This window comes from Geomesophilobacter sediminis, from assembly GCF_016458275.1.
Classification (GTDB): domain Bacteria; phylum Desulfobacterota; class Desulfuromonadia; order Geobacterales; family Geobacteraceae; genus Geomesophilobacter; species Geomesophilobacter sediminis.
In genome coordinates this window covers 113,403-126,036 of the sequence record NZ_JAEMHM010000003.1, presented here as the reverse complement: position 1 = coordinate 126,036, position 12,634 = coordinate 113,403, and the positions used below count along the sequence as shown (strand labels likewise).

Annotated in this window: 9 protein-coding genes and 1 pseudogene; 1 reads left to right on the top strand and 9 read right to left on the bottom strand. The window is 63.4% G+C overall.

Annotated features, from left to right (window positions below; translation table 11 throughout):
- The first annotated feature begins 120 nt into the window (after positions 1-120).
- Positions 121-1,029 carry a selenium metabolism-associated LysR family transcriptional regulator gene (locus JFN93_RS03960; RefSeq protein ID WP_199382701.1) on the top strand — a complete coding sequence of 303 codons (909 nt, stop codon included), beginning with the start codon at positions 121-123 and terminating at the stop codon, positions 1,027-1,029.
- A 14-nt stretch (positions 1,030-1,043) separates the two neighbouring features.
- Here the strand turns inward: JFN93_RS03960 and JFN93_RS03955 are convergent.
- The 9 genes and pseudogenes from JFN93_RS03955 to tkt all read right to left on the bottom strand — a co-directional run.
- Positions 1,044-1,361: pseudogene (locus JFN93_RS03955) on the bottom strand (peptide chain release factor-like protein); the annotation flags it as partial.
- A gap of 216 nt (positions 1,362-1,577) precedes the next feature.
- Positions 1,578-2,717, bottom strand: a complete 1,140-nt coding sequence (locus JFN93_RS03950; protein ID WP_199382699.1) for a potassium channel family protein — start codon at positions 2,715-2,717, stop codon at positions 1,578-1,580.
- A gap of 9 nt (positions 2,718-2,726) precedes the next feature.
- Positions 2,727-5,273: an alpha-glucan family phosphorylase gene (gene glgP, locus JFN93_RS03945; RefSeq protein WP_199382698.1), complete on the bottom strand. Its 2,547-nt coding sequence runs from the start codon at positions 5,271-5,273 to the stop codon at positions 2,727-2,729.
- Complete coding sequence (pgl, locus tag JFN93_RS03940) at positions 5,260-6,027, bottom strand: 6-phosphogluconolactonase (RefSeq protein WP_236021525.1); 768 nt, start codon at positions 6,025-6,027, stop codon at positions 5,260-5,262. The genes glgP and pgl overlap by 14 nt, the downstream gene beginning before the upstream one ends.
- A 214-nt stretch (positions 6,028-6,241) precedes the next feature.
- Positions 6,242-7,660, bottom strand: a complete 1,419-nt coding sequence (zwf, locus tag JFN93_RS03935) for a glucose-6-phosphate dehydrogenase (protein ID WP_199382696.1) — start codon at positions 7,658-7,660, stop codon at positions 6,242-6,244.
- Positions 7,661-7,774: 114 nt separating this feature from the next.
- The gene (gnd, locus tag JFN93_RS03930; RefSeq protein WP_199382695.1) at positions 7,775-8,782 is read right to left on the bottom strand and encodes a phosphogluconate dehydrogenase (NAD(+)-dependent, decarboxylating); all 1,008 of its coding nucleotides are present in this window, start codon (positions 8,780-8,782) and stop codon (positions 7,775-7,777) included.
- A 16-nt stretch (positions 8,783-8,798) separates the two neighbouring features.
- The gene (gene tal / locus JFN93_RS03925; RefSeq protein ID WP_199382694.1) at positions 8,799-9,926 is read right to left on the bottom strand and encodes a transaldolase; all 1,128 of its coding nucleotides are present in this window, start codon (positions 9,924-9,926) and stop codon (positions 8,799-8,801) included.
- Complete coding sequence (locus JFN93_RS03920; RefSeq protein WP_199382693.1) at positions 9,916-10,380, bottom strand: RpiB/LacA/LacB family sugar-phosphate isomerase; 465 nt, start codon at positions 10,378-10,380, stop codon at positions 9,916-9,918. The genes tal and JFN93_RS03920 overlap by 11 nt, the downstream gene beginning before the upstream one ends.
- Before the next feature lie 74 nt (positions 10,381-10,454).
- The gene (gene tkt, locus JFN93_RS03915) at positions 10,455-12,539 is read right to left on the bottom strand and encodes a transketolase (protein ID WP_199382692.1); all 2,085 of its coding nucleotides are present in this window, start codon (positions 12,537-12,539) and stop codon (positions 10,455-10,457) included.
- Positions 12,540-12,634: the final 95 nt, after the last annotated feature.

The following is a 12,634-nucleotide window of genomic DNA, read 5'->3' as shown; positions in this document are numbered from 1 at the left end:
GCCATTACCAATAGGTAACAAATGCGCAGCATTCTAATTAAGCTTATTGACAGGCATCAGTCAAATTGATAAATTCCATATTGTTTCCACATTGATCGCTTTTACCAATAGGAGCTGCCGGTGAATCTTAAACAACTTGAAGTGTTTCTCGCCGTTGCCGATAGCGGCAGCTTTTCCAAAGGTGCCGAAGCAACCTTCATCACCCAGTCGACGGTAAGCCAGCACATCCTGGCCCTGGAAGAGGAATTCGGCCTGAAGCTCTTCGATCGGACCGGCAAGGGTGCCCTCCTGACCGAGGGAGGAAAGATCCTCATGGAACGGGCCCGGCGCCTGTGCGATTACGCCCATGAGATCCCGACGGCAATGGAAAGATTCAAGGGTGTGGAGGAAGCGTTTCTGAAAATAGCCGGAAGCAGCATACCCGGCGAATACATGATTCCGGCCGCGCTGCCGCTTCTGATCCGCCGCTATCCTGGCCTCAGCATCACCATCTTGCAGGGGGACAGCAAAGAGGTACTCGAACGTCTTTTATCCGAACAGGTAGAGTTCGGCGTCGTGGGAGGGTACTTCGCGGAAGATGCTTTGGAGTTCACCCCGCTCGACAAGGACGAAATCATCCTGGTTGCGGCTGCCGGGCACCGCTGGGCCGGGGCCGGCACCATCGTCATGAGCGACCTGCTCCAGGAAAGGTTCGTGGTTCGCGAGGCTGGGTCCGGAACGGCACAGGCGGCTTTCGAGGCGTTGCGCGAGGCGGGCGTCGATGCAGAAGCCATACGGATCGCGGCAAGGCTGGGGAGCAACAACGCCGTGAAACGTGCGGTGATGGAAGGGGTCGGGGTCTCTTTTCTTTCGGCGGTGTCGGTGGAACGGGAGCTTTCGCAGGGGGCGCTGGTGCGGGTTCCGGTTCAAGGTATCACGATAAACCGGCAGTTTTATCTCGTGCAGCGGAAGGGTCGCGATCTTTCCCCGGCGGCAAGGGCCTTCGCCGAGGTCATGCGGGAACTTTACGGCCCGGCAGCCCGCGCCTGATCCCTAAGAGCGGATCAATCCAGCCTGCCGCGCATTTTTTTTCGTTCCGAAACCACCTTTTTGTCCGCCAGCCGCTTTTCCTTCACGCGCTTGGGCACCTTGGTGGCAATCCTTTTCTTTGCTTTCACTTCCCGACGCCGGAGCAGTTCGCCAAGCCGCTCCATGGCCCGTTCCCGGTTTTGCAGCTGAGACCGGCTTTCGGTTGCCTGCGCAACGATCCCGGTCGGCAGATGCCGGATCCGCACCGCGGAATCGGTCGTGTTGCGGTGCTGCCCCCCCGGCCCCGAGGCCCGGAAAAATTCCACCTTGATATCTTCGTCCCTGATCTCCACCGCCCACTCCCGCCTTGCTTTTCTTGCCGCATACTAACCCGTTCCATTCAACCAATCCAGCAAATTAGGGAGATCGGCGTCTTTTTACGACCTGATGAGCGACAATCTTCGCCGGATCCCCTTCCCCCCGGGAGAGGGTGCCCGAAGGCGCCTCACCCCGACCATCTCTTAGTGAGAGAGAGGGGTATCGGTGGCCTGGTATGAAGTGTCCTGAGCTCAGAAGTGCGTATTCTCCTGGGGCGCCGGTTCGTGGTGCCGGTGCTGGTGGCTTTTGTCCCAGCCGCTCACCTGCCAGTTGTCCGGAACCTTCTCGGCAATGTACCAAGGCGGCAGCGTCACCCGGAAATAGACGGAAAGCCCCTTGAGGTACGGTTCATACAACTGGCGGAGTTCCCGCAGGTGTTCCTCCGTTTCGCCCCCGTTCTTCAACTTCAGCCCGGCCTCCTTCAGGGCAGCGGTCATCGCGGTGAACTCTTCGGCGGAAAGACGATCCTTCCGCCCCGTTCGCGGAGCCCTCTGGAATACGAGAGACAGGTCGACGACGGCATGGCGGGCCATGGCGAAGGTAAGTTCGGCCTGCCGAACGCAGGTCCCTTCCAGGACCACCATGACCAGGGCGCAGGTATCAAGGATCGCGGTGAGCGCTCCCAGCCAGGACTGGTTGTCATGCTGCGAGCGGAAATAGGCCAGCACCGGGTAGGAAAGGTGCCCTTCCAGGAATTCGGCCGACCACCGCTCCCAATCGTGCAGCAGTTGGGTGAGCGCGTCCATGGCCTGGTCGTGGCTGTGCCGGATCAGCATTTCACTTGCGGTCGGCGGCGAGCCGGCGCGGGAGTCGAGCATGGAGATGTTGATCTCCCGCCGTTCGAAGGATTGGTTCAAGAGGGGGAGGTAGCTGATGATCAGGGCCAGGAAGCCGAATCCCATCCCCCCCTCGGCGACCGTCAGAAAGCGCGCCAGCTGTGACGTGGGCGTTATGTCCCCAAGGCCGAGGGTGAAGAAGGTGGTGGCGCTGAAATAAAGGTCGGAAAGAAAGGTAGGCACCGGTTCCGGCGTTTTGAAGGGAGAGCCGGTTCCCCAGTGGATCAGGGCGAAACCGGTGACCAGACCGGTCGCCCAAAGCAGCATCAGCATCAAAAACGAAAGCGGGCCATAAACGCTGAGGAGGCTTTCGCTGGCCCGTTTGGAGAAGAGGCGGGTCGAAAACCTGGCCCACAACCCCCACGAGCTGCGGAAGAAAACCCGGGTCAGGCGGAATCGCCGGGTCACCCGCCGCGGCATAATGATGGATTCGAACCCCTCCCACAGCACCAGGAGGATCAGGGCTGCGCCCAGTAGAATTGTCAACGGCTCCATAGACTTTTGCTACTCCTGCCAGAGGATTTGGGGCGCTTCCAACGGAACGGCAAGCCCCTCCCGGTACGGCACCACCCGGGCCCGGTAATGGAAAATGGGACGCGAGGCCGAAACCTCGCCGAAGTAGACGTAACCGTTTTCCGCGCCGAACAGGAGCTGCCCGCGGGTCATCTCGCGGCGGATCGGTTCGCCTCCGTCGTCGGCGTCGGCATAAAGCTCGACCCGGACCGAGTCGGGATCAACCCCGTTGAGGTACAGGTGGACCTCGAAACGGTGCGTATCAGCTTCAGTCACCACGCTCCCCTGGCCGAACCGGAGGTTGCGCCAACTGCCGGCGATGGTATCCCGCCAACGAACGATTTCGGCAGCCCGGGCACCTTTTTCGGCAGCCCGTTGCCGGAAGTTATCCGCGGCCGGGAGATAGTATTTCTCGGTGTACTCGCGCAGCATCCGGTTGGCGGAAAAGCGCGGGGTCAACCGCGACATGCTGGAACGCATCCGGTCCACCCAGGCCCGCGGGATCCCGCTCGCATCCCGGGTATAGAACTCGGGCACCACCTCGGTCTCCAGAATTTGGTAGAGCCGTTCCGCTTCCGCCGCGTCCCAGGCCGGATCCGCCCCGTGCTCCTCCCCGTCCCCCAGCGCCCACCCCACGTCCGGGGTGAACGCCTCGATCCACCAGCCATCCAGTTCGGAAAGGTTGATCCCGCCGTTCACCAGGGCCTTCATCCCGCTGGTGCCGCTTGCCTCCCAAGGACGCCGCGGCGTGTTGAGCCAGACGTCCACCCCCTGCACCAGCCGCTCGGTGAGGACCATGTCGTAATCGCTCAGGAAAACCACGTGGCGGCTCGCCTCGGGCCGGCGCACGAACTCGACCCACTGCCGGATCATCTCCTGACCCTCCTGGTCGGCGGGGTGCGCCTTTCCCGCGATGATCAACTGGACCGGGCGGTGCGGGTCGGTCAGGATTCGCAGCAGGCGTTCCGGATCGTGCAAGAGAAGCGTGGGGCGTTTGTAGGGAGCAAACCGTCGGGCAAAGGCAATGGTAAGGGCGTTGGGGTCGAAGATGCGCCGTGCCTCCTCGACGCGCGACGGCGTGACCCCGGAGACCTCGAGTTGACGGGAAAAGCGGACCCGGACGTAGTCGACCAGCGCCCGGGTAGTGGAGGCGCGCAGCTCCCAGAACCGCTCGTTGGAGACGCACTCCATCATCGCTTCGAGCTCTTCGGTGGTCCCCAGCCAGCGGTCCCCGCCGCAGGAATAGGACCACATCTCCTCGGCTTCCTTGGATTCCCAGCTCGGGAAATGGACGCCGTTGGTGACGTGGCCGACCGGCACCTCTTCTTCGGGCCAGCGCGGAAACAGCGGATCGAAGAGGCGCCGGCTCACCTTGCCGTGCAGGGCGCTCACCCCGTTGACCGCGCCGCTCCCCCGGACCGCCAGGTACGCCATGTTGAACGGCTCGTTGGTATCCTGAGGGTTGAGCCGCCCCAGGGCGAGAAGGTCGTTGAACTCGATGCCGAGGCGCTTGCTGGTATAGCGGCCCAGGTACTGATAGAGCAGCGACGGGGCGAAACGATCGAAACCGGCGGCAACCGGGGTATGGGTGGTGAAGAGGTTCCCGGCGCGGGTTGCGGTGAGCGCGGTGGCAAAATCGACCCCGTTGTCCTCCATGAACCAGCGGGCCCGTTCCAAAATGGCAAAGGCGGCATGCCCTTCGTTGAGGTGGCAGACCTCCGGCTCGATCCCCAGCGCACGCAGCAGCCGCCAGCCGCCGATGCCGAGCGTTATCTCCTGCATCAGGCGCATCTCGGCTCCGCCGCCATAAAGCTCGCTGGTGATACCGCGGTGAGCCGGGAAATTGGCCGGATCGTTGCTGTCCAGAAGGTAGAGCTTCACCCGGCCGACCTGCACCTGCCAGACCCGGAGAAACAGCGTGTACCCCGGGAAATGGGTCTGTATGCGCAGCCACTCGCCGTTTTCGTGCCGAACCGGGGTGATGGGGAGTTGGCCCGGGTCGTTGTAGGGGAAAAGCGCCTGCTGCCAGCCGTTATTGTCGATGACCTGCCGGAAATACCCCTGCTGGTAGAGCAGTCCCACCCCCACCACCGGTACCCCGAGATCGCTCGCCGTCTTCAGCAGGTCGCCGGCGACGTTGCCCAAGCCGCCCGAGTAGATGGGAAGCGCCTCGCTCAGCATGAATTCCATGCAAAAGTAGGCGACGGTCCTGAGGGGGCTATCCGCGTGATGCTCGGAAAACCAGGTGCTGTTTTCATTTTCGGAACAGCAGGAGTTGTTCAGCGCTTCCAGTTTGTCCCGAAATTCCGGTCGGGAGAGGACTTCGTTGAAGTGGTCCCGGGAAACGGTCTGGAGAATAAACCAGGGATTCTGGGTCAGGTCCCACAGTTCCGGGTCGAGTTCGCGCCAGAACTCGTCCGCGGCGTTGTTCCAGGACCAGCGGAGATCGAGGGCAAGATGCCGCAACCGATCCATCCCCTCCCCTTCGATATCCGGATGAACCGGGCCGGTCCCAGTCTTTTTATCATTTTGTTCCATATGACAGTTCTCCTTCCTGCAACGTCAGCATCCGGGCGGCTTCCCGGTCCGCCAGCCAGATCAGCTTCCCATGCTCCGGCCGGATCAACTGCGCCGGCAGACGCTGGGGATTTGGGGTACCTTCCAGGACCTCGTGCAGTACCTGCGCCTTTCCCTCTCCTGAGACCAGGAAAAGCACCGTTGCCGACTGGTTCAACACCGGCACGGTCAGCGTGATGCGCTGCTGGCCATCCTCCAGCGCCACCTCCGACACCCAGCGGTATTTTTCGTCGAGGACCGGGGTGCCGGGAAAGAGCGAGGCGGTATGGCCGTTGTCACCGAGCCCGAGCAGCGCAAGGTCGAAGCGGGGGGGCGCCCCGGCGAAAAACTCCAGAAGCTGCGCCTGGTACTGCTCCGCCGATTCGTGAGCCGAATTCCGAAACGGAATGGGATGGATTTGCCCTTCCGAAAGGGGGACATGGTCCAGAAACGCCTCACGCGCCATCCGGGCGTTGTTCCGGGGATCACCGGGGGGCACGAAGCGCTCGTCTCCCCAGAAGATCTCCGCTGCATGCCAGGGAACGAGGGCCCGCAGCGGCTTCCGGGACAAGAGCTCATAGCAGTGGCGCGGCGTCTCGCCGCCGGAGAGCAGGACCAGAAAGCGGCCCCTCTTGGCTACCGCGGTCCGGGCTTCCTCGGCGAATAATTCCGCGGCGCGGCGGCTCAAGGCGCTGTAGTCGTCGGCTAGGTAAAGGTGGCAGTTTAATTCGCGCAACGAAACCTCCTTAACCCCATCCTCACCCCGTCCCTCTCCTTGAAGGAGAGGGAGCCCCATCTCAAAAGCTCGGCGGTTTTTTCAACATTGTCCTTCGGTCCAACGGCCGTAATACCCCAACACCCCAAAGCGCCCTTACAGATAGCCGGTGCTGATACCTCCCCTCCCCTTCAAAGGGAGGGACAGGGTGAGGATGGGGTTCCGTAAGATCCTATTAACGGCCTCCCTGTTTTTCCCCCGGGGCCACCCCTTCCGGCGCGGTTTCCACCGGTTTCGGGTTATACCAGGTACCGTCGTGGGCAATGACCTGGTCGGCCTCCGCCGGCCCCCAGGTCCCCTTCTGATAAAAGTAGAGCGGCGTCACGTTCCCCAGTATCGGATCGACGATGCGCCACTGCTCCTCGATGGTGCTTTCCGAGGCAAAAAGGGAGTTGTCTCCCCGCATGGCATCGCCCAGTAGCCGCTCGTAGGGGGCCATGGCATCGCCTTCGTTTTGCGCCGCGATCAATTCCACATCCTCACCGACCCGCCGCTCGCCGGGGACCTTCACCCGCATCCCCAGGCCGATCAGGACGTCCGGACTCAGCCGGAACCGGAGGTGGTTGGAAAATGCCGGTACGATCTCGCCGAAGGTCTCCCGGGGCGGGCGCTTGAAGGAGACCGTTACCGTGGTTGAGGTGACCGGAAGGCACTTGCCGGCGCGCACGTAAAAGGGGATCCCGGCCCAGCGCCAGGTGTCGATGAAAAGCTGTACCGCGACGAAGGTCTCGACCGAGGAATCGGGCGCCACCCCCGGTTCGTTTCGATAGCCGCGGAACTGACCGCGCACAATATGGGACGGGTCGAGCGGCTTGATCGCCCGAAGCAGCCGGGCGCTCTCATCGCGCATCCCGGCCGGCCCTTCGTCGGTTGCCGGGTCCATGGCCAAAAAGGCGACGATTTCCAACAGGTGGTTCTGGAGGACATCGCGGATAGCGCCGGCCTCCTCGTAGAATTTCCCCCTGCCTTCCACACCGAAATCCTCCGCCATCGTGATCTGGACGTTCGCGATGTAATTGCGGTTCCAGAGCGGCTCCAGGATCGAATTGGCGAAGCGGGTGTAGTAGATGTTCTGGACCGGCTCCTTGCCGAGGAAATGGTCGATCCGGAAGATGGAGTCATCCGGTATCGCCGCCCGGACGATCCGGTTCAGCTCCCGGGCCGAAGCGAGGTCGCGCCCGAACGGTTTTTCCACGACCACGCGCGGAGCTCTGAGACAGCCGGTGCCGGCGAGCCCTTCGATCACCCGGCCGAACATGCTCGGGTGTATGGCAAGGTAGTAGACGGGGCGCTCGGAATCGCCCAAAACGGTGCAGATTTCCTGGTAGGTGGTCGGGTCGAGGTAGTCGCCGTCCACATAGCGGAGCAAGGAGCAGAGGCGGTCGTAGCTCTCGCTATGGTAGACATGGTGGGTTTTGAGACTGTCCCGGATCCGGTCCTTGAGCCGCTCCAGGTTCCACCCGGAACGGGCGACGCAGACGATGGGGACGTCGAGGTGGCCCCGCTGCACCAAGGCTTGCAAGGCCGGGAAGATCTGCTTGTAAGCGAGGTCACCGGTGGCACCGAAAAAGACGAAGGCGTCGGAGTTTTGCATGATGATTTCCCTCTTTAAAACAAAAGTCCCCCCGATGCGGGGGGGGACTTTGCCGGGCGGCATCGGCCTGATCGGATCGGCCCGATCGGACCCCGGAGCATCGGCCGAGAGATGCTACGTCTCCCGGTGGCCGCCGAACTGGTAGCGAAGCGCCGAAAGGAAACGGTCGCCGAAATCGGCCTCGCCGCGGGAGCTGAACCGCTCGTAGAGCGCGGCACTCAGCACATGGGCCGGCACCCCCTCCTCGATGGCGGCGATGGCGGTCCACCGCCCCTCCCCGGAGTCGGAAACCCGCCCGCGGAACTCGGCGAGATCAGGACTTTCCAGCAACGCCTGGGCTCCCAGGTCAAGGAGCCACGAAGCAACCACGCTCCCGCGGCGCCAGAGTTCGGTGATCTCGGCGATGTCGAAGTCGTACCGGTAGTGCTCCGGCTCGCGCAGCGGGGTCGTCTCGGCATTGACCGCCCTCCCCTCGGCTCCGACGTTGGCGTGGCGCAGTACGTTGATCCCTTCGGCATAGGCCGCCATCAACCCGTACTCGATCCCGTTGTGGACCATCTTCACGAAATGTCCGGCCCCGCTGGGACCGCAGTGGAGAAAGCCCCGTTCGGAGGTACTCTCCTTCCCCACCCGGCCCGGAGTCCGCGGCGCCCCCTCGATGCCGGGAGCCAGGGCGGAGAAGATCGGGGTCAACCGCTCCACCGCCTCAGGATCGCCGCCGATCATCAGGCAGTACCCCCGGGCTCTACCCCAGATACCGCCACTGGTGCCGACATCGAGGTAGACGATTCCTTTCTCCTTGAGGCTTTTGCTGCGCCGGATGTCGTCGTGGTAGTAGGAGTTGCCGCCGTCAATGACGATGTCGCCCGGTTCCAGGTGCGGCACCAACTGGTCCAGGGTGGCGTCGACCACGGCCGCGGGAACCATGATCCAGACCGCGCGCGGCTTGGCCAGCCCGCCAACCAGATCCGACAGGGTCCTGGCGGCCTGGGCTCCGTCGGTTACCAGCGGTTCCACCGCGGCGGGATTGACATCGTACACCAGGCACTGATGCCCCGCCTTCAGCAGGCGCCGCGTCATGTCTCCCCCCATCCTTCCGGCTCCGATCATCCCGAGCTGCATAAGAGTGCCTCCGTATCTATCCCAGAGCCGCCACCCGCTTCCGGTCGATGGTCTCCAGGAGCTGGTTGAACGGCTCGACAAATTTCTGGATCCCTTCGTCTTCCAGTTGCTGAGCCACCTTGTTGAGGTCGATGCCGATTTCAGCGAGCCGGTCGAGGGTCTGCCGGGCTTCGTCGGTACCGTCGTCCAGGCGCGCTTCCGGGTTGCCGTGATCGCGGTAGGCGGTGATGGTGTCAAGCGGCATGGTATTGACGGTCTCCGAGCCGATCAACGGCTCTACGTACTTCAGATCCGAATAGGCGGGGTTCTTCCTCCCGGTGCTCGCCCAGAGCAGCCGCTGCGGGCGCGCCCCGTGGGCGACGAGGTTTCGGTACCGCTCGCTCCCGATGATCTCCTGGTAGACCGCCCGGGCGAGTTTGGCAGAGGCGATGGCCACCTCTCCCCTGAGAGCCGCGGCTTTTTCGTGATCAGGTCCGCCGGAGGCAGTCATCTTGTCCAGCATGCCATCCACCAGCACGTCGATCCGGCTCAGGAAGAAACTGGCTACCGAGGCGACCCTGGCTATCGGGCGGTTTTGGGAAACCAGCACTTCGAGCGCGTCCAGGTAGGCTTCGGCAAAGGCACGGTACCGCGGTACCCCGAAAAGCAGGGTGACGTTGATGTTGATCCCTTCGGAAACCAGTTCCCGAAAGGCGGAAAGTCCTTCCCAGGTACCAGGGACCTTGATGAAGACGTTAGGCCGCTCTACCAGTTTCCAGAGCCGCCGCGCCTCGCCAAGGGTGGCCACCGTGTCATGGGCCAGAAGCGGCGAGACCTCCAGGCTAACGAAGCCGTCTTTTCCGTCCAGCCGGTCAAAGAGCGGGCGGAGAAAATCGGCGGCGAGCTGGATGTCGTGCACCACCAGGTTGTCATAGATGTCGCTGGTGCTCAGCCCGGACCGGGCGAGCCTTTTGATTTCCGCGTCATAGGTGCTCGTTGCACCGATCGCCTTCTGAAAGATGGCCGGGTTCGATGTGATCCCGCTCAGCCCGTCCTCCCGGATCAGCCGGACGATGTCGCCGGAATCGAGCAGATCCCGGCTCAGAAAGTCGAGCCACATCCCCTGTCCCAATTCACGCAGCTTCAGCAGCGGATTATTTTTCATGAGACACCTCCTCTTCGAGGGCCTGGATCTTGGCCAGTCGGCGTTTGTGCCGCTGGGCCCCGGTGAACTGCGCCCCGAGGAAGGTTTTCACCAATCCCCAGGCCTGGGCATAGTTCACGACCCGGCTCCCCATGCAGATGATGTTCATATCGTCGTCCTCGACCCCCTGGTGCGCCGAAAAGTCGTCGTGCACCAGGGCCGCCCGGACGCCGGGTATCTTGTTGGCCACGATGGAGGCGCCGACACCGCTGGTGCAGAGGGCGATGCCCCGGTCCACCTCTCCGGCCACGACCGCCTTGGCCAACGGAATGATGAAATCGGGGTAGTCGTCCTCGCCATCGAGCTCGAACGCCCCGAAATCCACCACGTCCTGTTTGTTGCCACCCTTCAGGGCGGCAATGATCTTTTCCTTAAGGGCAAAACCACCATGATCGGCAGCAATTCCCACACGCATGATCGCCTCCTGTCACTTCTCCGGGTTCGGCATTGATACGAGTGTTGGCATGACCTCCGACCTGGGACCGCCGCTTAGTCCCGCTTGCCAAGCAGACGACGCGCCCGGGCACAGATATTGTCCACCGTGAAGCCGTATTCCTTCAGCACCACGTCCCCCGGAGCCGACGCGCCGTAACGCTCGATACCCAGCACATCTCCGGCGGCACCGACCCAGCGTTGCCACCCCATCGGGGAGGCAGCCTCGACCGCGAGACGTGCGGTCACCTGGGGCGGAAGGACTTCGTTGCGATATCCCTCGGGCTGGTTCTCGAAGAGCTCCCAACTGGGCATCGATACCAGGCGGGTCTTGATCCCCTCCTCCAGAAGTCTCCGCTGGGCGCCCAAGGCTAGCGGCACCTCGGAACCGGTGGCGATCAGGAGGAGATCCGGAGCGCCGCCCGGAGGGTCGGCCAGCACATAGGCGCCCCGGCCCAGCCCCTGCGCCGGACCGAGTCCGGACCGGTCCAGGACCGGAAGGCTCTGCCGGGAGAGAACGATGGCGACCGGCGCGTCATGGACCCTGAGGGCGACCGCCAGGGCAACCGATGCCTCGTTGGCGTCGGCGGGGCGGATGACGGTAAGCTGGGGGATTGCCCGCAGCGACGCCAGGTGCTCCACCGGCTGATGGGTCGGTCCGTCCTCCCCCATCGCGATGCTGTCGTGGGTGAAGATCTGCAGGACCCTGAGGCCGGAAAGCGCGGCCAGCCGGAGCGTGGGGCGCAGGTAATCGGAAAAGGTAAGGAAGGTGGCGCCGTAGGGGATCAGCCCGCCGTGCGCCCCCAGGCCGTTGACGATGGCTCCCATTGCATGTTCGCGCACCCCGAAATGGACGTTGATCCCTTCCCTTCCCCAAGGGCCGCTGATCGCCCCCTGCCGGTCCTCGGCATTGAAGTCGTTCCCCTCGAAGTTCCCCCCGTCCTGGATCGCCGTGAAGGTGGACGGGTTGAGGTCGGCCGAGCCGCCGATCAGGTTGGGGATCCGCTTCGCTACCGCATTGAGCGCCTTGCCGAAGGCGATCCGGGTGGCCATCCCCTTGGGGTCGGCCGGGAATTGCGGCAGCAGTTCCTCCCACCCCGGGGCGAGCTGGTCGTTGCGAATCAGCTCCAGTTCGCGGGCCAGGTCGGGGAACTGGAGCGCATACTCCTCAAGGCGGCTGCGCCAGAGCGCCTCGCTCTTGCCGCCGGTCTCCAGGGCACGCCGGAAATAGTTCCGGGCCTCGTCCGGCACCAGAAACGGCGGTTCCGCCGGCCACCCCAATGCCTTCTTGGTCGCCACCACCTCGTCGGGCCCCAGCGGCGAGCCGTGCGCCTCGAAACTGTCCTGTTTCTTCGGAGATCCGTAGCCGATGTGGGTCCGAACCACGATGAGGGAGGGCTTGTGCTTCTCCTGGCGCGCCGTTTCCAAGGCATTGGCCAGCGCGGCGAGATCGTTGCCGTCGGATACCGTGAGCACCTGCCAGCCGTACGCCTCGAAACGTCCGGCGCGGTCCTCGGTGAAGCAAAGATCGGTCGCCGAGGCGAGCGAAACCCGGTTGTCGTCGTAGAGATAAATGAGTTTTCCCAGCCGCAGGTGACCGGCCAGGGAGGCGGCCTCGGAGGCGACCCCTTCCATGAGGTCGCCGTCGCTTACGATGCCGTAGGTGTGATGGTTGATGACCTTGAATCCCGGGCGGTTGAAACGGGCCGCCAGATGCGCCTCGGCGATGGCGAGCCCCACCCCGTTACCGAACCCCTGTCCCAGCGGACCGGTGGTAACTTCGACTCCGGGAGTGCGCCCCCGCTCCGGGTGCCCCGGGGTGATGCTTCCGTACTGGCGGAAATTCTTGATCTCCTCCAGGGGGAGGTCGTAGCCGGTGAGGTGCAAAAGGCTGTAGAGGAGCATCGACCCGTGCCCGGCGGAGAGAACGAAGCGGTCCCGGTCGAACCATTTGGGATTGGCGGGGTTGTGCTTGAGAAACCGGGTCCAGAGGACGAAGGCCATGGCGGCAGCCCCCATCGGCATGCCGGGGTGACCGCTGTTGGCCTTTTGCACCGCGTCCACCGACAGAAAGCGGATGGTGTTGATGCAGAGTTGCGCCAGTTCGGAGGGGATCGGTTCGGAAGCTGCGTCGCGTGTCATTTCCGTAACTCCTGTGTGGAACTCTGGTAATCGAGCCGCGCCTCGGGGAAAGGCCGGAATATCGTGCCAAGGGTGGGCCCCCTCTGGGGGAGCGC

Excerpts from the sequence above, each read along its gene's own strand:
- tkt (WP_199382692.1), bottom strand. The coding sequence starts at position 12,539 with ATGACACGCGACGCAGCTTCCGAACCGATCCCCTCCGAACTGGCGCAA.
- glgP (WP_199382698.1), bottom strand. The coding sequence starts at position 5,273 with ATGGAACAAAATGATAAAAAGACTGGGACCGGCCCGGTTCATCCGGAT.
- JFN93_RS03950 (WP_199382699.1), bottom strand. The coding sequence starts at position 2,717 with ATGGAGCCGTTGACAATTCTACTGGGCGCAGCCCTGATCCTCCTGGTG.
- zwf (WP_199382696.1), bottom strand. The coding sequence starts at position 7,660 with ATGCAAAACTCCGACGCCTTCGTCTTTTTCGGTGCCACCGGTGACCTC.
- JFN93_RS03920 (WP_199382693.1), bottom strand. The coding sequence starts at position 10,380 with ATGCGTGTGGGAATTGCTGCCGATCATGGTGGTTTTGCCCTTAAGGAA.
- tal (WP_199382694.1), bottom strand. The coding sequence starts at position 9,926 with ATGAAAAATAATCCGCTGCTGAAGCTGCGTGAATTGGGACAGGGGATG.
- gnd (WP_199382695.1), bottom strand. The coding sequence starts at position 8,782 with ATGCAGCTCGGGATGATCGGAGCCGGAAGGATGGGGGGAGACATGACG.